This is a genomic window from Bacillus swezeyi, from assembly GCF_001969815.1.
GTDB lineage: Bacteria > Bacillota > Bacilli > Bacillales > Bacillaceae > Bacillus > Bacillus swezeyi.
On record NZ_MRBK01000006.1, the window covers coordinates 121301 to 140410 of the forward strand.

Annotated in this window: 21 protein-coding genes; all 21 read left to right on the forward strand. The window is 46.4% G+C overall.

The window, feature by feature from the left end; genetic code table 11:
• The first annotated feature begins 91 nt into the window (after positions 1–91).
• The 21 genes from fapR (at position 92) to sucC (ending at position 19109) form a co-directional block, all read left to right on the forward strand.
• Entirely contained in the window at positions 92–658 is a 567-nt protein-coding gene (fapR, locus tag BTA30_RS06690) for a transcription factor FapR (RefSeq protein WP_076760486.1), read from the forward strand.
• A 17-nt stretch (positions 659–675) separates the two neighbouring features.
• Positions 676–1668 carry a phosphate acyltransferase PlsX gene (plsX, locus tag BTA30_RS06695; protein ID WP_076760487.1) on the forward strand — a complete coding sequence of 331 codons (993 nt, stop codon included), beginning with the start codon at positions 676–678 and terminating at the stop codon, positions 1666–1668.
• Between the two features lie 16 nt (positions 1669–1684).
• Positions 1685–2638: an ACP S-malonyltransferase gene (gene fabD, locus BTA30_RS06700; RefSeq protein ID WP_076760488.1), complete on the forward strand. Its 954-nt coding sequence runs from the start codon at positions 1685–1687 to the stop codon at positions 2636–2638.
• On the forward strand, positions 2631–3374 hold the full coding sequence (gene fabG / locus BTA30_RS06705; RefSeq protein ID WP_076760489.1) for a 3-oxoacyl-[acyl-carrier-protein] reductase: 744 nt from the start codon (positions 2631–2633) through the stop codon (positions 3372–3374). The genes fabD and fabG overlap by 8 nt, the downstream gene beginning before the upstream one ends.
• Positions 3375–3450: 76 nt before the next feature.
• The gene (gene acpP, locus BTA30_RS06710; RefSeq protein ID WP_003181706.1) at positions 3451–3684 is read left to right on the forward strand and encodes an acyl carrier protein; all 234 of its coding nucleotides are present in this window, start codon (positions 3451–3453) and stop codon (positions 3682–3684) included.
• A 145-nt stretch (positions 3685–3829) separates the two neighbouring features.
• Entirely contained in the window at positions 3830–4579 is a 750-nt protein-coding gene (gene rnc, locus BTA30_RS06715; protein ID WP_076760490.1) for a ribonuclease III, read from the forward strand.
• Positions 4580–4679: 100 nt separating this feature from the next.
• On the forward strand, positions 4680–8240 hold the full coding sequence (gene smc / locus BTA30_RS06720; protein WP_076760491.1) for a chromosome segregation protein SMC: 3561 nt from the start codon (positions 4680–4682) through the stop codon (positions 8238–8240).
• A gap of 16 nt (positions 8241–8256) precedes the next feature.
• Positions 8257–9243: a signal recognition particle-docking protein FtsY gene (ftsY, locus tag BTA30_RS06725; RefSeq protein ID WP_076760492.1), complete on the forward strand. Its 987-nt coding sequence runs from the start codon at positions 8257–8259 to the stop codon at positions 9241–9243.
• Positions 9244–9388: 145 nt separating this feature from the next.
• A complete protein-coding gene (locus BTA30_RS06730) occupies positions 9389–9712 on the forward strand; it encodes a putative DNA-binding protein (protein WP_076760493.1) in 324 nt (107 codons plus the stop codon).
• 15 nt (positions 9713–9727) lie between these two features.
• The gene (gene ffh, locus BTA30_RS06735) at positions 9728–11068 is read left to right on the forward strand and encodes a signal recognition particle protein (RefSeq protein WP_076760494.1); all 1341 of its coding nucleotides are present in this window, start codon (positions 9728–9730) and stop codon (positions 11066–11068) included.
• A 106-nt stretch (positions 11069–11174) separates the two neighbouring features.
• Positions 11175–11447, forward strand: coding sequence for a 30S ribosomal protein S16 (gene rpsP, locus BTA30_RS06740; RefSeq protein ID WP_076760495.1), 273 nt, complete (start codon positions 11175–11177; stop codon positions 11445–11447).
• Positions 11447–11692 carry a KH domain-containing protein gene (locus tag BTA30_RS06745; protein WP_076760496.1) on the forward strand — a complete coding sequence of 82 codons (246 nt, stop codon included), beginning with the start codon at positions 11447–11449 and terminating at the stop codon, positions 11690–11692. The genes rpsP and BTA30_RS06745 overlap by 1 nt, the downstream gene beginning before the upstream one ends.
• A 135-nt stretch (positions 11693–11827) precedes the next feature.
• Positions 11828–12214: a YlqD family protein gene (locus BTA30_RS06750; RefSeq protein ID WP_076760497.1), complete on the forward strand. Its 387-nt coding sequence runs from the start codon at positions 11828–11830 to the stop codon at positions 12212–12214.
• A gap of 4 nt (positions 12215–12218) precedes the next feature.
• Complete coding sequence (rimM, locus tag BTA30_RS06755) at positions 12219–12743, forward strand: ribosome maturation factor RimM (RefSeq protein ID WP_076760923.1); 525 nt, start codon at positions 12219–12221, stop codon at positions 12741–12743.
• Positions 12740–13471: a tRNA (guanosine(37)-N1)-methyltransferase TrmD gene (gene trmD, locus BTA30_RS06760; protein ID WP_076760498.1), complete on the forward strand. Its 732-nt coding sequence runs from the start codon at positions 12740–12742 to the stop codon at positions 13469–13471. Before rimM ends, trmD begins: the two co-directional genes overlap by 4 nt.
• A 137-nt stretch (positions 13472–13608) precedes the next feature.
• Positions 13609–13956, forward strand: a complete 348-nt coding sequence (gene rplS, locus BTA30_RS06765) for a 50S ribosomal protein L19 (RefSeq protein ID WP_076760499.1) — start codon at positions 13609–13611, stop codon at positions 13954–13956.
• 114 nt (positions 13957–14070) lie between these two features.
• The gene (gene ylqF, locus BTA30_RS06770; protein WP_076760500.1) at positions 14071–14922 is read left to right on the forward strand and encodes a ribosome biogenesis GTPase YlqF; all 852 of its coding nucleotides are present in this window, start codon (positions 14071–14073) and stop codon (positions 14920–14922) included.
• A gap of 79 nt (positions 14923–15001) precedes the next feature.
• Positions 15002–15769, forward strand: a complete 768-nt coding sequence (rnhB, locus tag BTA30_RS06775; protein ID WP_076760924.1) for a ribonuclease HII — start codon at positions 15002–15004, stop codon at positions 15767–15769.
• A 24-nt stretch (positions 15770–15793) separates the two neighbouring features.
• Positions 15794–17494 (forward strand): hypothetical protein, encoded by a 1701-nt coding sequence (locus tag BTA30_RS06780; RefSeq protein WP_076760501.1) that lies wholly within the window; start codon positions 15794–15796, stop codon positions 17492–17494.
• Positions 17491–17772, forward strand: coding sequence for a FlhB-like flagellar biosynthesis protein (locus tag BTA30_RS06785; RefSeq protein WP_076760502.1), 282 nt, complete (start codon positions 17491–17493; stop codon positions 17770–17772). The genes BTA30_RS06780 and BTA30_RS06785 overlap by 4 nt, the downstream gene beginning before the upstream one ends.
• Before the next feature lie 176 nt (positions 17773–17948).
• Positions 17949–19109, forward strand: a complete 1161-nt coding sequence (sucC, locus tag BTA30_RS06790) for an ADP-forming succinate--CoA ligase subunit beta (protein WP_076760503.1) — start codon at positions 17949–17951, stop codon at positions 19107–19109.
• Position 19110: the final 1 nt, after the last annotated feature.

The following is a 19110-nucleotide window of genomic DNA, read 5'->3' on the forward strand; positions in this document are numbered from 1 at the left end:
TTAGCGGATAAAGAAAGATTGCATTCCAATCTATGAAATTATATACTACTATTAGTACCTAGTCACAATTGTGCGGATGGTGTTTAAAAAAATGAGAAAAAGTAAAAGAGAACGCCAAGAATTGCTGCAGCAGACGATCAAAACAACCCCGTTCATTACAGACGAGGAGTTGGCGGAGAAATTTAAAGTCAGCATTCAGACGATTCGTTTAGACCGTTTAGAACTTTCCATACCTGAACTCAGAGAAAGAATTAAAAGTGTTGCCGAAAAATCTCTTGAAGATGAAGTCAAATCCCTTCCGCTTGATGAGGTCATTGGAGAGATCATTGACCTTGAGCTGGATGAGCAGGCGATTTCAATTCTTGAAATCAGAAGGGAGCACGTTTTCAGCCGCAATCAAATTGCCAGGGGGCACCATTTGTTTGCCCAGGCCAACTCGCTCGCAGTAGCCGTCATTGATGATGAGCTTGCATTAACCGCCAAAGCGGACATCCGCTTTACAAGGCAGGTCAAACAAGGCGAACGGGTCGTTGCCAAAGCGAAGGTCGGTAGACTTGGTAAAGAAAAAGGCAGAACGGTTGTTGAAGTCAACAGCTATGTTGGCGAAGAGCCTGTTTTTTCAGGTGAATTTGTGATGTATCGTTCAAAACAATCATAGAAGGTGGCGCGTAAGTCATGAGAATTGCTGTAGATGCCATGGGAGGCGACAATGCCCCCAAAGCGGTCATCGACGGAGTGATGAAAGCGGTCGAAGACTTCGGAGACCTTGAAGTCACACTCATCGGAGATCAAGAAAAAATTGCCGCCCATTTAAAAGAACACGGGCGGATCACCGTCAAACACGCGGAAGAAGTGATCGAAGCGACTGACGAACCTGTCCGAGCCGTGAGAAGAAAAAAAAATTCATCGATGGTTCTGATGGCCGGAGAAGTTGCAGAAGGCAGGGCGGACGCCTGCATCTCCGCAGGCAATACCGGGGCTTTAATGACAGCCGGATTATTTATCGTCGGCAGAATTGAAGGAATCGAAAGACCGGCATTGGCGCCGACTTTGCCGACAGTATCAGGAGACGGTTTTCTCCTTCTTGATGTCGGAGCGAATGTGGATGCAAAGCCTGAGCACCTCGTCCAATATGCGATTATGGGTTCTGTTTACGGAGAGCAGGTTCTCGGTGTCAAAAATCCGAGGATCGGACTTTTAAATGTCGGCACAGAAGACAAAAAAGGCAATGAGCTTGCCAAGCAGACCTTTCAAAAATTGAAGGAAACCGATTTGAATTTCATCGGCAATGTGGAGGCGCGCGACATGCTGGACGGAGTCGCAGATGTCATCGTGACAGACGGCTTTACCGGAAACGTCGCCTTAAAAACGGTCGAGGGAGCGGCTCTGTCCATTTTTAAAATGCTGAGAAGCACGCTGACATCGAGCTTTACAGCGAAATTGGCGGCTTCCGCGCTCAAGCCGAAGCTGAAAGAAATGAAAACGAAAATGGACTACTCCGAATACGGCGGTGCCGGGCTTTTCGGCTTAAAGGCGCCAGTCATCAAAGCGCACGGCTCTTCCGATGGCCGGGCCGTTTACCATGCCATCCGCCAGGCGAGAGAGATGGTCAGCCAAAATGTTGCGGCATTTATTGAAGAAAAAATTCAACAAAAAGCAGATGAATAGTCTGGAGGTTTATAATATGGGTAAGATTGCTTTTCTATTCCCAGGCCAAGGTTCACAGCATATCGGCATGGGACATGAATTGTATCAGAAAGAGCCGAAAGCAAAGCAGATTTTTGAAGAAGCGGATCAGACGCTTGAAACCAGCTTAAGCTCTCTTATGTTTGAAGGAGATGCAAAAGAATTAACGCTTACATACAATGCGCAGCCGAGTCTTTTGACAGCGAGCATCGCAGCGCTTGAAAAATTAAAGGAATACGGCATTAAAGCCGATTTTGCGGCGGGACACAGCCTTGGCGAATACACCGCTCTAGTGGCCGCCGGCGCCATGTCATTTAAAGACGCCGTCTACGCCGTCAGAAAACGCGGCGAATTCATGAATGAAGCAGTTCCGGCCGGAGAAGGCGCAATGGCTGCGATTCTGGGCATGGACAGTGAAGCGTTGAAAAAAGTGACGGACAAGGTGACTGAAGAAGGAAACCTCGTTCAGCTGGCTAATTTGAACTGCCCTGGACAAATCGTCATCTCAGGTACAGCCAAAGGGGTGGAGCTCGCTTCAGAGCTTGCCAAAGAAAACGGCGCGAAACGCGCGATTCCTCTTGAAGTCAGCGGACCGTTCCACTCTGAACTGATGAAGCCGGCAGCCGAAAAACTTCGCGAAGTCCTTGATGCGTGCACCATCAACAATGCATCGATTCCCGTGATCTCAAACGTAACGGCCGACATTGTAACAGACAAAGCCGAGATTCAGGACAAGCTGATCGAGCAATTGTACTCGCCTGTACGGTTTGAAGAGACGATCAGCAGGCTGATTGACGAAGGTGTCACAACATTCATCGAGATCGGTCCGGGAAAGGTTTTATCGGGGCTTGTGAAGAAAGTAAACCGCAGAGTCAAAACGATTGCTGTATCAGACCCGCACACAATCGAACTTGCTGTTCAAACGCTGAAGGAGGAAAATGAAAATGCTTGAAAATAAAACAGCCGTCGTCACCGGCGCTTCAAGAGGAATCGGACGTGCGATCGCCCTTGATCTCGCTAAAAACGGAGCGAATGTCGTCGTCAATTATGCAGGAAATGAAGCGAAAGCAAATGAAGTCGTCGATGAAATTAAAGCGCTCGGCCGCGATGCGTTTGCTGTCAAAGCCGACGTCTCAAATGCGGATGAGGTTCAGGCGATGATGAAAGAGGCAATTGAGCGCTTCGGTTCAATTGACATTCTTGTGAACAACGCCGGCATAACAAAAGACAACCTTTTCATGAGAATGAAGGAAAATGAATGGGACGAAGTCATTAACATAAACTTAAAAGGTGTCTTCAACTGTTCCAAAGCCGTCACAAGGCAGATGATGAAGCAAAGAAGCGGCCGGATCATCAACGTGGCTTCAGTTGTAGGCGTGATTGGAAATGCCGGACAGGCCAACTATGTCGCTGCCAAATCAGGTGTCATCGGCTTAACGAAAACGCTGGCAAAGGAACTCGCTTCACGAAACATTACCGTCAATGCGATTGCTCCTGGATTTATTTCGACGGAAATGACGGACAAGCTGACAAAAGACGTTCAGGATGAAATGCTGAAGCAGATTCCTCTTGCCCGATTCGGCGAGCCAGCGGACATCAGCAATGTCGTTGTTTTCCTTGCTTCTGACCAATCGCGCTACATGACCGGCCAGACGCTGACGATCGACGGCGGAATGGTCATGGTATAAACATAGCCAAAATTTTAATTATCGCTGGTTTTTTAAAAACGAATCAACTATAATACTTGAGGGGAGGTGAATAGCTATGGCAGACGCATTAGAGCGTGTAACAAAAATCATCGTAGACCGCCTTGGCGTAGACGAAGCTGACGTCACTCTTGAAGCTTCTTTTAAAGAGGATTTAGGTGCTGATTCCCTGGATGTAGTTGAACTTGTCATGGAACTTGAAGACGAGTTTGATATGGAGATTTCTGACGAAGATGCTGAAAAGATTGCAACAGTCGGTGACGCTGTGAACTACATAAATAGTAAGCAGTAAGCTAACTTAAAGTCCCGTTTAAAGACGGGGCTTTATCCCTTTATAAATGCGGCTTTCATTTTTAATGTTTTGCCGAATGATACAAAGAACCTGCCTTTTTTTACGGGAGGTGAGGTGAACTTGATGTGCCCATACGGAGGTTGCTATGTCAAAAAATTCACATTTCAGAGACAGAAAAATGTTTCAAAAGAAAGCGGAGCAGTTTAAAAAATTTCAAGAACGAATTTCGGTTCAATTTCAAAATGAGAAGCTTTTACATCAAGCATTTACACATTCATCTTATGTGAATGAGCATCGGAAGAAGCCGTATGAAGATAATGAAAGGCTTGAATTTTTAGGAGACGCTGTTTTGGAACTGACGATTTCTCAATTTTTATATGCCAAATACCCGGCGATGAGCGAGGGCGATTTGACAAAATTGAGAGCGGCGATCGTTTGCGAGCCTTCTTTGGTTTCTCTCGCCCATGAGCTTTCTTTCGGAGAGCTTGTTCTTCTTGGAAAAGGAGAAGAAATGACAGGCGGCAGAAAGCGGCCGGCGCTTTTAGCCGACGTGTTTGAAGCCTTTATCGGCGCGCTTTATCTGGATCAAGGGCTTGATTCTGCTGTTGACTTCCTGAAAGCATACGTTTTCCCTAAAATCGACGATGGTGCTTTTTCTCATGTGATGGATTTTAAAAGCCAGCTGCAGGAATTTGTACAGCGCGATGGACGCGGCACTTTAGAATACAAGATTCTTCACGAAAAAGGCCCGGCGCACAACCGTGAATTTGAAGCAAACGTATCGCTAAAAGGAGAAGTGCTTGGGGTGGGAACCGGCCGTTCCAAAAAAGAAGCTGAACAGCATGCCGCTCAGGAAGCACTTGCAAAGCTGCAAAAACACCATATGAAACAATAAATCCCCCTTGCTAAAAATCAGGGGGATTTCGGTATATTTGAAGCCCTTTGCCTTAGGGTATGATAGAATTGGAATACTTTAATACATAAGGAGGATCACGATGTTCCTCAAACGTTTAGACGTAATAGGATTTAAGTCATTTGCAGAACGAATTTCTGTAGATTTTGTTAAAGGCGTGACAGCCGTCGTCGGCCCAAACGGAAGCGGAAAAAGCAATATCACCGATGCGATCCGCTGGGTGCTGGGGGAACAGTCTGCCAAATCGCTCAGGGGCGGCAAAATGGAAGACATCATTTTTGCCGGAAGCGACTCGCGCAAAAAACTGAATCTCGCCGAAGTGACGCTGACGCTTGATAATGACGACCGCTTCCTGCCGATCGACTTTCACGAAGTAAGCGTGACGAGACGGGTGTACAGATCGGGAGAAAGCGAATTTCTCATCAACAATCAATCCTGCCGCCTGAAAGATATCATCGATCTCTTTATGGATTCAGGCCTCGGAAAAGAAGCGTTTTCGATCATCAGCCAGGGGAAAGTCGAAGAGATTTTAAGCAGCAAGGCTGAAGAGCGAAGAAGCATCTTTGAAGAAGCGGCCGGCGTATTAAAATATAAAACAAGAAAGAAAAAAGCCGAAAACAAGCTGTTTGAAACCCAGGATAATCTGAACCGGGTGGAAGACATCCTCCATGAGCTTGAAGATCAGGTGGAGCCGTTAAAGATCCAGGCATCGATTGCCAAAGATTACCTTGAGAAAAAGGACGAGCTCGAAAAAATTGAAATCGCTTTGACGGCGTTTGATATAGAAGAGCTTCACCAAAAATGGGAGTCGCTCCATAAAAAAGTCGAAAAGGCAAAAGACGAGGAAATGTCCTCTTCTTCAGCTATCCAGACAAAGGAAGCGAAAATTGAAGAAGCGAGAGATAAAATTCATGCGCTCGACGAATCGGTCGACGAGCTTCAGCAGGTGCTGCTCCTGACAAGCGAGGAGCTGGAAAAGCTTGAAGGCAGAAAAGAAGTTCTGAAAGAACGGAAAAAGAACGCAACCCAAAACAGAACCCAGCTTGAAGAAACGATCGTTCAGCGCGGGGAAAAAGAACGCAGCTTACAGGAAAAAATAGCCGGGCAGAAGCTTGTGTTCGACAAACTGCAAGCCGAAGTAAAAGAGCTGACAAAGCAGGTGAAGGAAAAAAATCAGTCTCTTTCTGTATACAGCGAAAACGTCGAGGAAGAAATCGAACAGCTGAAAAGCGATTATTTCGAACTGTTGAATGAACAGGCATCCATCCGCAACGAGCTTCAGTTTTTGGAAGACCAAATGTCCCAGTCCGCCAGCCAGCAAAAACGGCTTGCGGAAAACAACGAGAAGTATTTAATCGAACGCCGGGAGCTTGCCCGACAAAAAGAAAAAACCGAGCATGAATTCAGCCTGCTTGATGAGCGCCTGCACAGCCAGATCCAGGCATATCGGGACGCGCAAAAAAAATATGAACAGAAAAAAAGCGAGTATGAAAAGAAGGAATCCGCGCTTTACCAGGCGTATCAATATGTACAGCAGGCGCGCTCGAAAAAAGAGATGCTTGAGGCGATGCAGGAGGATTTTTCCGGATTTTACCAAGGTGTAAAAGAAGTATTGAAGGCCCGCGGCGAACTGCCGGGCATCCACGGGGCAATCGCTGAGCTTATCAAGACGGATCAAAGATACGAAACGGCCGTCGAAATCGCTTTGGGCGCATCAGCCCAGCACGTTGTAACAGAAAACGAAGATGCCGCAAGACGCGCGATTCAATACTTGAAAAAACATTCATTCGGCCGGGCGACCTTTCTCCCGCTGACGGTTATCAAAGAGCGCCGCATTCAGCCCAAGGACATTGAGGCGGCAAAAGAAAACCCGTCCTTTATCGGAATTGCGAGCGAACTTGTTTCGTTTAACCCTGCGTATCAAACGGTCGTGCAAAATCTGCTCGGCACCGTTCTGATCACCGAACATTTAAAAGGAGCCAATGAGCTTGCCAAACGGCTCGGCCACAGATACCGCATCGTTACGCTTGAAGGGGATGTCGTCAATCCCGGCGGTTCCATGACAGGCGGAGCCGTCAAGAAGAAAAACAGCTCGCTGTTGGGCCGCGGCAGAGAGCTGGAAGATTTAACAAAGCGCCTTGGCGAGATGGAAGAAAAAACGGAAACGCTTGAAAGCGAAGTAAAAGGCTTAAAGCAGACGATCCAGAAGGTCGATTCTGAGCTTCAATCCCTGCGCGAAGACGGAGAACATTTGAGGGCTGAACAGCAGGAGATCAAAGGCCGTCTGTATGAGCTTGAAATCGCCGAGAAAAACGTCAACAGCCATTTGGAGCTTTATGACCAGGAAAAATCGGCGCTTTTGGAAGAGGACGGAGAGAAGAAGCAGCGGAAAAAAAAGCTCGAAGAAAAACTTGCAGCCATTTCTGAACATCTGAAGCAGCTCGACGGAGAAATCGAGAGACTGACCGAAAGAAAACAGACGCAGACCTCGACGAAAGAATCGCTCCAAAGCGAGCTGATCGATCTGAAAGTGGTGCTCGCAAAAACGGAGCAATCGTGTGCAAATGAGCGGGAAAAGCTCAGCAGATTGGAAGAAGAGTATGCTGAGAATGACGAAGCATTACAAATGGCAAAAGAAGATCTTTCATTCCTGACAACCGAAATGTCATCCAATTCATCAGGTGAGGAAAAGCTGGAAGAAGCGGCGAAAAAGAAACTAAACGATAAAAATAAAACAGCCGAGCTTATCGCTTCAAGAAGAGAACAGCGGATAAAGCTGCAAAAAGGACTTGAAACAGAAGAGCTCGAGCTGAAAGAAATGAAACGCCAGTATAAACAGATGGCAGGGCTTCTCAAAGATGAAGAGGTCAAGCTCGGCCGCATGGAAGTGGAACTGGACAACCTGCTTTCATTCCTGCGCGAGGAGTATGGCCTGTCATTTGAAGGAGCTAAAGAAAAATATCCTTTGGAGCTTTCTTCTGAAGAAGCGAGAAAGCGCGTCAAACTGATCAAGCTTGCGATTGAAGAGCTGGGAACAGTCAACCTCGGAAGCATTGAAGAATATGAAAGAGTTAATGAACGCTACGTCTTCCTGACAGAGCAGAAAGATGATCTGATTGAAGCGAAAAATACGCTCTTTCAAGTGATTGAAGAAATGGATGAGGAAATGACGAAGCGGTTTGCAGAGACATTTTCGCAAATCCGCTCCCATTTCGAAGACGTCTTTCGGGCGCTGTTCGGCGGAGGAAAAGCCGAGCTGAAACTGACAGATCCGAATGATCTGCTTCAATCCGGCGTCGATATTATCGCACAGCCGCCGGGGAAAAAATTGCAAAATTTAAGCCTGCTTTCGGGAGGAGAACGGGCTCTGACGGCGATCGCACTATTGTTTTCGATCCTCAAAGTCAGACCGGTCCCGTTCTGCGTGCTGGATGAAGTCGAGGCTGCGCTTGATGAAGCGAATGTGTTCCGCTTTGCACAATACTTGAAAAAATACAGCCATGAAACCCAGTTTATCGTCATCACGCACAGAAAAGGGACAATGGAGGAAGCCGATGTTCTCTATGGCGTGACGATGCAGGAATCAGGCGTTTCCAAGCTTGTCTCAGTCAAGCTTGAAGAAACAAAAGAATTAGTTCAATAAAGCGAGGTTACCAGTCATGAGCTTTTTTAAAAAACTGAAAGAAAAAATCACACAGCAGACCGATTCGGTCTCAGGCAAATTTAAAGAGGGTCTGGCCAAAACGAGAAATTCTTTTCAGGAGCGGGTCAATGAGCTGATCTCGCGCTACCGAAAAGTGGATGAAGACTTTTTTGAAGAGCTTGAAGAAGTTCTAATCTCAGCAGACGTCGGCGTTGCAACTGTGATGGAGCTGATTGATGAACTGAAGCGGGAGGTCAAATTAAAAAATATCCAGGATCCGAAAGAGGTTCAGTCCGTCATTTCTGAAAAGCTTGTCGACATTTATGAAGGCGGGGAGCATGAAGCATCAGAGCTCCGCGTTGAAGACGGCCGCTTAAACATCATTTTGTTTGTCGGAGTCAACGGTGTCGGAAAAACAACGACGATCGGCAAGCTTGCCCATAAGTTTATAAAAGAAGGCAAAAACGTTGTGCTTGCGGCCGGAGACACATTCCGAGCCGGAGCAATCGATCAGCTTGAAGTATGGGGGGAGCGCGTCGGGGCTCATGTTGTCAAACAGGCGGAAGGCTCAGATCCCGCAGCCGTCATTTATGATGCCGTTCAAGCTGCAAAAGCGCGCGGTGCCGATGTTCTGCTTTGCGATACAGCAGGCCGTCTGCAAAACAAGGTGAATTTGATGAAAGAACTTGAAAAAGTAAAGCGCGTCATTCAGCGCGAAGTCCCTGAAGGGCCTCATGAAGTGCTGCTCGTATTGGATGCGACAACAGGCCAAAATGCGATGACACAGGCGAGAGAGTTTGCTAAAGCGACAGATGTATCAGGGATCGTTTTGACGAAGCTCGACGGAACGGCAAAAGGCGGAATCGTCCTCGCCATCCGCCACGAACTGAAGATTCCGGTCAAGTTTGTCGGCCTCGGAGAAAAAATGGACGACTTGCAGCCGTTTGAAGCTGAATCTTATGTGTACGGCTTGTTTTCCGATCTGATCGAGAACGAAGAATAGGCGCGAGAGAACCTCCTTTTTCCGGGGGGTTCTTTTTCAATCAAAACAAACATCATCATGACAAGATAAAAACTTGACAGATGAAAAATTTCAGCGTAAACTAATGTATCGTAAAGGGATTTGACTTAACAAAGGGGAGAGTCTCATGACGCTTGAAAAAACAACGAGAATGAATTATTTATTTGATTTCTATCAGTCGTTGTTGACATCAAAACAAAAAAGCTACATGTCGCTTTACTACCTAGACGATTTCTCCCTTGGCGAAATAGCTGAAGAATATCATGTCTCAAGGCAGGCTGTCTATGATAACATTAAACGGACCGAAGCAATGCTTGAGCAATATGAAGAAAAGCTACTTTTGTTTAAAAAATTTCAAGAGCGCAAACAGATTTTCGAGCAGCTGAGAGAGCTGGCTGACGGTCAGCCTGAAGCAGCTTCCTTGATTGATGCGCTTGAGAAATTAGATTAGGAGGCGGCACTTAATATGGCATTCGAAGGATTAGCCGACCGACTGCAGCAAACGATTTCCAAAATCCGCGGAAAAGGAAAAGTAACGGAACAAGACGTCAAAGAGATGATGCGCGAAGTCCGTTTAGCGCTTCTTGAAGCGGATGTCAACTTTAAAGTTGTCAAAGACTTTGTGAAAAAGGTAAGCGAACGCGCTGTCGGACAGGACGTCATGCAAAGCCTGACACCGGGGCAGCAGGTCATTAAAGTCGTCAAAGAAGAACTGACGGAGCTGATGGGCGGCGAAGAAAGCAAAATCGCGGCTGCAAAACGTCCGCCAACCGTCATCATGATGGTCGGTCTGCAAGGGGCCGGTAAAACGACGACGACAGGAAAGCTTGCCAACCTGCTTCGCAAAAAACATAACCGCAGCCCGCTGCTCGTCGCAGCAGATATTTACCGCCCGGCTGCAATCAAACAGCTGGAAACGCTTGGGAAGCAGCTTGATATGCCTGTATTTTCACTGGGGGATCAGGTCAGCCCTGTCGATATTGCCAAACAGGCGATCGAAAAGGCGAAAGAAGACCACCACGACTATGTCATCATCGATACGGCCGGACGCCTTCATATCGATGAAGAGCTGATGGATGAGCTTGAAAAGGTAAAAGAAACCGCTCAGCCGGAAGAGATTTTCCTTGTCGTTGACTCCATGACAGGTCAAGATGCTGTCAACGTTGCCAAAAGCTTTAATGAACAGCTCGGTGTGACGGGCGTCATCCTGACAAAGCTCGACGGCGACACAAGAGGCGGTGCGGCCTTGTCGATCCGCGCTGTGACCAACACGCCGATCAAATTCGCCGGAATGGGCGAAAAGCTTGATGCGCTTGAGCCGTTTCATCCTGAGCGTATGGCTTCGCGGATTCTCGGCATGGGCGACGTGCTGACCCTGATCGAAAAAGCCCAGGCCAACGTAGATGAAGAAAAGGCAAAAGAGCTCGAGCAGAAAATGAAAAATATGAGCTTTACGCTTGATGACTTTTTAGAACAGCTCGGACAGGTCCGCAATATGGGACCGCTTGATGAGCTGATTCAAATGATGCCCGGGGCAGGCAAGATGAAAGGCTTGAAAAACGTGCAGGTTGACGAAAAGCAGCTCAGCCATGTGGAAGCCATCATCAGGTCGATGACCGGGAAAGAAAAAGAGCAGCCTGAGGTCATCAATGCCAGCAGACGCAAACGAATTGCAAAAGGAAGCGGAACATCCGTCCAGGAAGTCAACCGTCTTTTGAAGCAGTTTGAAGAAATGAAAAAAATGATGAAACAGATGACAAACATGTCAAAAGGGAAGAAAAAAGGGTTTAAACTGCCCTTTATGTAACCTGTTTTCAAATGATAAAAACGTTGTTAAGAAAAAACACTTTACAAACACTTTTATCATTGTTAATATACTATCTTGTTGAAATATTTTCGGAGGTGCTAGTAAAATGGCAGTAAAAATTCGTTTAAAACGTATGGGAGCTAAAAAATCTCCTTTCTATCGTATTGTTGTAGCAGATTCTCGTTCACCGCGTGACGGCCGTTTCATCGAAACAGTCGGAACTTACAACCCGGTGGTAAAACCAGCGGAAGTCAAAATTGACGAAGAGCTTGCGCTTAAATGGCTTCAAACAGGAGCTAAACCGTCTGATACGGTTCGCAACCTTTTCTCTAAAGAAGGCATTATGGAAAAATTCCACAACGCTAAACAAAGCAAGTAATGAGTGATCTGCACTTGGAAGAGCTGATTGTATCATTGGTCAAACCGCTTGTGGATCACCCGGATGATATTCAGGTATTCAAAGAGGAAAATCCTCAACGGATGATCTTCCGCCTTTCTGTCAACAAAGAGGATACCGGCAAGATCATCGGAAAAAAAGGGCGGACTGCAAGAGCGATACGTTCTGTCGTATTTGCGGCCGGCGCACAGTCTTCTAAGAAAGTTCAACTTGAGATCGCAGACTAAGGGGAGAGGGTGAAAACCTCCCCCTTTTTTATCATGAGAGAAAAATAGAAAAAGATGAACGATTCCAATTGCCAGCATGCCAGGCTGCCAGATTTCAGAGGAAGTAAAAATCACGGGACAGTAGGTGATGATGCCATGCAAATTATCCAACGTGTTACCGTCATGCAAGTTTTAACTGAAAACAGCAAGAAAAAGCTGCTGTCTTCTTTTGAAGAACGAAAAGAAATTCTTGAGCGCGAATGCAACCAGCTTTATTTTCAGCTCAGAAAACACGAAAAGGAACACCACAACCCGGCAGCAACTGAATCATTTAAAAAAGAAATTGAAAAACGCCAGGACAAAATCAAAATGATCGTTTTTCAAATCAATCAAATTCACACACTTCCATTAGGCAGTGAAGTGAAAGAGAAAGAAATTGATGCTTTGTTGAACATTGAAGTCGGTGACAATTGGCATGATATGACGGCTGGAAAAATAATCGTGATTGAAGACGGAATCGTCATTGAAATTCGTCCGAGGTGAAGAAATGCTGAAACAATGGTTTAATGTAGGGAAAATTGTAAATACTCATGGAGTAAAAGGTGAGGTCCGCGTGATTTCTAGAACCGATTTTCCCGAAGAACGGTACAAGCCTGGAAACACGCTGTACTTGTTTATGGAGGGAAAAGAGGAGCCTGTTCAGGCAACCGTCAGCACACACAGGCTTCATAAACAATTTCACCTCTTGCAATTTGAAGAGGTCCCAACGCTTACGGAAGCCGAAAAACTAAAAAATGCCTTGATTAAAGTTCCCGAAGATCAATTAAGCCAATTGGCAGAAGACGAATACTACTTTCATGAGATTATCGGCTGTGACGTTTTCACAGAAGACGGGGATTTAATCGGCAAGGTAAAAGAAATTTTAACGCCAGGCGCCAATGATGTCTGGGTGGTGGCCAGGCCTGGAAAGAAAGACGCGCTCATCCCTTATATCGATGCCGTCGTCAAAGACATCAGCATCGAAGACAAAACAATCAAGATTCATATCATGGAAGGGTTACTTGACGAATGAGAATTGATTTTTTAACGCTTTTTCCGGAAATGTTTGAAGGTGTGCTTGGCTCGTCCATTCTGCAGAAGGCACAGGAAAAGAACGCCGTCGATTTTCATGTGGTGAATTTCCGCGCTTATTCCGACAATAAGCATCAGACAGTGGATGATTATCCGTACGGCGGGGGTGCAGGTATGGTATTGAAGCCGCAGCCTGTCTTTGATGCGGTCGAAAAGCTGACCGATGAAGCCGGAGGATCTCCAAGAATCATTCTTGTCTGCCCCCAAGGGGAGCGCTATACACAAAGGAAAGCGGAAGAGCTGGCGAAAGAAAAGCATTTAATGTTCATTTGCGGCCATTATGAAGGGTATGATGAACGGATCAGAGAGCACCTTTCAACAGACGAGATTTCAATCGGGGATTTTGTGCTGACAGGCGGAGAGCTGCCGGCGATGATGATTGCCGACAGCGTCGTCAGGCTTTTGCCGGGTGTGCTCGGCAAGGAAGAGTCACACCTTGAAGATTCCTTCAGCACCGGGCTGCTCGAACACCCTCACTACACACGGCCGGCAGATTATAATGGCTTAAAGGTGCCAGATGTACTCACATCCGGAAACCATGCGAAAATCAAAGAATGGAGACGGAAAGAGTCGCTCAGACGAACCTTTTTAAGACGGCCCGACCTTCTCGAAAACTATCCTTTGTCAGATGAAGAAAGAAAATGGGTTTCTGAGTGGGAAAACCGCTAGATTCTATTGCACCTTGTGAAAAGGTATGATATGATACTACTTGTGACTTGAACGGGCGAACTCGTTCAAGTTTGAAAACGATGTTCCGCTGTGGCGGCTATTCGCTCATGAGCATCTGTTGGAAGGAGTTGAAGACGATGCAAAAATTGATTCAAGATATCACAAAAGAACAATTGCGCACTGATTTGCCTGCGTTCCGTCCTGGTGATACTTTACGTGTACACGTTAAAGTTGTCGAGGGTAACCGTGAGCGTATTCAGGTATTTGAAGGTGTTGTGATTAAGCGTCGTGGTGGCGGAATCAGTGAAACTTTCACAGTTCGTAAGATTTCTTACGGTGTCGGAGTTGAGCGTACATTCCCATTGCACACACCGAAAATCGCGAAAATCGAAGTTGTCCGTCATGGTAAAGTACGCCGTGCGAAACTTTATTACTTGCGCGACCTTCGTGGAAAAGCGGCTCGTATTAAAGAAATCAGACGATAATGATAACGAACGAAAAGAGCTTGTTAACCATAACAAGCTCTTTTTTTGTAAAAGAAGTATAAATGCACCGCACCATTAAAAGAATAGCAATAACAGAAAGAAGGTGTCCATCATATGGCAATCCAGTGGTTTCCCGGGCATATGGCCAAAGCCAGGCGGGAAGTAACGGAAAAACTAAAGCTGATCGACATTGTGTATGAATTGGTCGACGCCAGACTTCCGATGTCTTCAAGAAATCCGATGATCGAAGACATTTTGAAAAACAAACCGAGAATCATGCTGCTCAATAAAGCCGATAAAGCAGATTCGGCCGTGACAAACCAGTGGAAAAAGCATTTTGAAGCAGACGGGATTCCCTCGCTCGCCATTAACTCGGTCAACGGACAGGGACTGAATCAAATTCTTCCGGCCTCCAAAGAGCTGCTCAAAGAAAAATTTGATAAAATGAAAGCGAAAGGTGTGAAGCCGCGGGCGATCCGGGCGCTGATCGTCGGCATTCCAAACGTCGGTAAATCGACCTTGATCAACCGTCTCGCGAAAAAAAATATCGCCAAAACAGGTGACAGACCGGGCGTCACGACTGCCCAGCAATGGGTGAAAGTCGGAAAAGAGCTTGAGCTTCTCGATACGCCGGGGATTTTATGGCCGAAGTTTGAGGACGAGCTTGTCGGGTTAAAGCTGGCGGCAACAGGCGCCATTAAAGATTCCATTATCAACTTGCAGGATGTCGCTGTTTTCGGTCTGCGCTTTTTGGAAGAACACTATCCCGATCGTTTAAAAAAACGTTATGACTTAGCTGAAATTCCTCAAGAAATCGCAGAGCTGTTTGATGAGATCGGAAAAAAACGCGGCTGTCTCATGGCGGGAGGCGCCATTAATTATGACAAGACGACAGAAGTGATCATTCGGGATATCCGTACGGAAAAGTTCGGCCCGCTCTCTTTTGAAAAACCGGAAAACATGTAAAAAAGGCGCGCTTTTAAAAAAGGCGGGCCTTTATTTTTGGGAGAGGAGCGCCGATAAGAAAACTAGGGGAGAAGAGAAAGTGAAAACATTAACCGTAAAAGAAATTAAAGAACATCTTCAATCGGTGAAGGATGAAAAAGACCCTTTTATAGCACAGTGCAAAAAAGATGAACGAAAGAGCGTTCAAACGCTCATAAACGCGTGGCTGAAGAAAAATGAAAGGCTTTTGGCCATGCAGGAAGATTGGCGGATGATGATGTCTTTTGAAAACTCGCTGAGTGAACGCGGCTATCAATACATCGCCGGAATCGATGAAGCCGGAAGGGGCCCTTTGGCAGGTCCGGTCGTTGCCGCCGCCGTCATCTTAAGAAAAGACTGTGAAATATTAGGGCTCACGGATTCGAAAAAGCTTTCAAAACAAAAAAGAGAAGACTACTATTCATACCTTATGGAAGAAGCGCTCGCTATCGGCGTCGGAATTGCGGACGCAGCAGAGATCGATGAACTGAATATTTATGAAGCGTCAAAATCGGCGATGATGAAAGCGGTCCAAGCGCTGAATACCGATCCGGATTATCTATTAATCGACGCGATGTCACTTCCTCTACATATACAGCAGTCCTCGATCATAAAAGGGGATGCCAAAAGCGCGTCTATCGCTGCCGGTGCATGCATTGCAAAAGTGACGAGAGACAGGCTGATGGATGAATATGCTGAAAAGTATCCGCTCTACGGGTTTGATAAGCATAAAGGCTACGGAACAAAGGAGCATCTCGAAGCCCTTGCCAAAAACGGACCGTCGCCGATTCACCGAAGATCGTTCGCCCCTGTTAAAGCTTATGAATAACTTGCCGGAGGGAGACGGACTTTGATGATGCTGAACGATATACATAACAGCTTAACAAAACAACTTGAACATGCCGATTCTCTCCAACGGATCAGCGGGACAGAGACGGACCAGAAAAGACTGGTGCTCGGCAAAGTGCTTCGCTTCATCAGTGAGCAGTTTGCCGAAATTCAGATCGGCAATACAAAATGGCAAGGAAAGCTTGAAGCGCCTCTTAAAGCAGGCGCGCACTATTGGTTTTCATATGAAAAACAGCTTGATGAACAGATGGGCCGCCTTCAGGTCGTTGAAGCGTTTGACAAAAACCCAAAGACGGTGCAGGATGCCGCCCACAAGCTGTTAAACGGGCTCTCGCTGAAAAGAACGAAGGAAGCCGTATTTTTAGTCGGGGCTTTGCTGAAAGAGCAGCAGCCCATCAGAGAAAATGATTTAAAGGCAGCCATCAAATGGCTTGAAAACCTGCCGAAGGCTGACGCTCAAAAAGGAGCGGATGCCGTTATGTTCGCTATCAAGCGCGAGCTTCCCGTCCATCCGGGCGTGCTTGATTCCATTCTGGCCGTGAAAGATCCTGTGCCGCTCAACCGGCAGATCGCCCGGACTTATGAAATGGCGAGCCGGGAGCAGCAGCATACGGCAGGCTTGGAAAAATTAAAAAATGCGCTGCTGCCGATTTTGGAAGCGGAGACTGAAGTGCATGCCGAAAAGCTGATGCAAACGCTCAGAGAGCAACTCAGTCCGGCAGGCAAAGAGCAGCAGAACGTTCAGCCGCTTCAGCCGGCACATACAGCTGAACGGGGACTTTCCCAGCCAAAAACGGCAGCCGAAATCCCGGCGAGTTTTGCCGGACAAGAAGCAAAAGGTGTTCTTCCGAAGTCGCAGAGCCTGGAAGCAGAGGCTGCAAAAGAGCTGCTCGCAAAATTGACCGCACTCGCTGAGCGAAACGGAACAATTCCGGTCAAAGAAGCGGCAAACTGGATCAAATCGCTGGAAGCGAGGGAATCGGCAGCGGCTCAAACCGGCTTGGAGGGTTTAACGAACAAAGAAAAGGAAGTATTGCAGAATATCATCAAAGAAACAGCGCCCGCATTGACGAATAAAGCGGATGCACTAGCTGTTCTTGCCAAAATGAAAACCCTTTTGGGCGTCAAAGATGAACTCTCTTTTCTGAAAGCGATTGAAAACGGAGGTACACTCAAAGATCAAGGGCTTCAGTCTTTAAAGCTAGTGCTCAATGAAATCAGGCATTCATCCGATCTTCCCGCACCTGTCAAGCAGGAAGCCGACCAAATTTTTCACCGCTTAAACGGACAGCTGTTTTTGCAGAATGACCAGTCGGCCCAAAACCAGCTGTTTCTTTCATACCCCCTGTTTTCAAAGAATGGGGTGCAAGATTTAACGGTTTTCTTGAAAGGACAAAAGAAAGAGGACGGAAAAATTGATCCTTCCCAATGCCGTCTCATGTTTTATCTTCAATTGGAGGCGCTGGAAGAGACGGTGGTCGATTGCTTGATCCAGCAAAACGTCATGACCGTCACGCTTGAGACCGGCTATGATGTGGGGCCGCTCATCGAACCGCTGATCCCCCCTTTAAAGGAAAACCTGAAAAAATTAGGCTACAGTCTATCGGGCGTCACCGCAAAAAAACGGGAGAACATTGAAATCGCCCCGTTTATGGAAAGCCAGTTTGAACAGGTCACAGAAAGTGCCTTGGATGTGAAAATATGAAGGAATCTTCTCCATTAAGAAAAGCCGTTGCACTGCATTATAATGAGATGAAAGACAAAGCGCCCAAAGTGGTGGCCAAAGGCTCTGGATACACAGCCGAAAAGATCATTGAAGAGGCGCAAAAAGCAGGGGTTCCGATTCAGGAAGATCCGACTCTTGTCGAATTAATGCGCCATTTGGAGCTTGACGATCATATTCCGGAAGCGCTCTATGAGATCGTCGCTGAGATTTTTTCATTTATCTATACGCTTGACGAAAAGATGAAAAAGAGGGAATGACCTTGTGAAAAAGGACATTCCCTCTATTAATTTTTATATTTTTAATAAAATAAAAGTTTGAATGTTTAGAAGGATTTTACGATTTCTCATCGAAACCTAGACAATCTTTCTATGATTATATAAAATGAAAGCGCAGTCTATTTTTATTTTTGCTACATAAGTTAGGAGGATGGGAAATGAATATCCATGAGTACCAAGGGAAAGAGGTCCTCAGAAAATACGGAGTGGCTGTTCCGGAAGGTAAAGTGGCCTTTACAGCAGATGAAGCGGTCAAAGCGGCAGAAGCGCTGACCAGCTCGGTTTATGTCGTGAAAGCTCAGATTCACGCAGGCGGCCGAGGCAAAGCAGGCGGGGTAAAAATTGCAAAATCAAAAGACGAAGTAAAGGCCTATGCGGATGAATTGCTGGGCAAAACGCTTGTCACACACCAGACAGGTTCGGCGGGCCAAGAAATAAAACGCTTACTTATTGAAGAAGGCTGCGACATTAAAAAGGAATACTATGTCGGTCTTGTCCTTGACAGGGCGACTTCGAGAATCGTCCTGATGGCTTCTGAAGAAGGCGGAACAGAAATTGAGGAAGTCGCTGAAAAAACGCCGGAAAAAATCGTCAAAACAGTAATCGATCCGGCTGTCGGACTGCAAAGTTATCAAGCGAGAAAAATCGCTTTCGCCATCAATATTCCAAAAGAACTTGTCGGCCAGGCCGTTAAGTTTATGATGGGCTTGTACAAAGCATTTATTGAAAAGGATTGTTCCATTGCTGAAATCAACCCGCTCGTCGTGACAGGGGACGGAAAAGTGATGGCGCTCGACGCCAAGCTTAACTTTGACAGCAATGCATTATACAGGCAAAAAGACATATTGGAGTACAGAGATCTAGATGAAGAAGATCCTAAAGAAATTGAAGCGTCAAAATATGATTTAAGCTACATTTCACTCGATGGAAACATCGGTTGCATGGTTAACGGAGCGGGACTTGCGATGTCAACCATGGACATTATTAAACATTACGGAGGGGAACCGGCCAACTTTCTTGACGTCGGAGGCGGCGCAACAGCAGAAAAGGTAACGGAAGCGTTCAAGATCATTCTATCAGATCAAAATGTCAAAGGGATCTTTGTCAATATTTTCGGCGGCATCATGAAATGTGACATCATTGCCGAAGGTGTTGTTGAAGCGACGAAGCAGGTGGGGCTGACATTGCCTCTTGTCGTTCGTTTGGAAGGAACAAATGTAGATCTCGGCAAAAAGATTCTCGATGATTCAGGACTCAATATTACGTCTGCGGAATCAATGGCTGACGGCGCGCAGAAAATCGTATCCTTAGTGAAGTAAG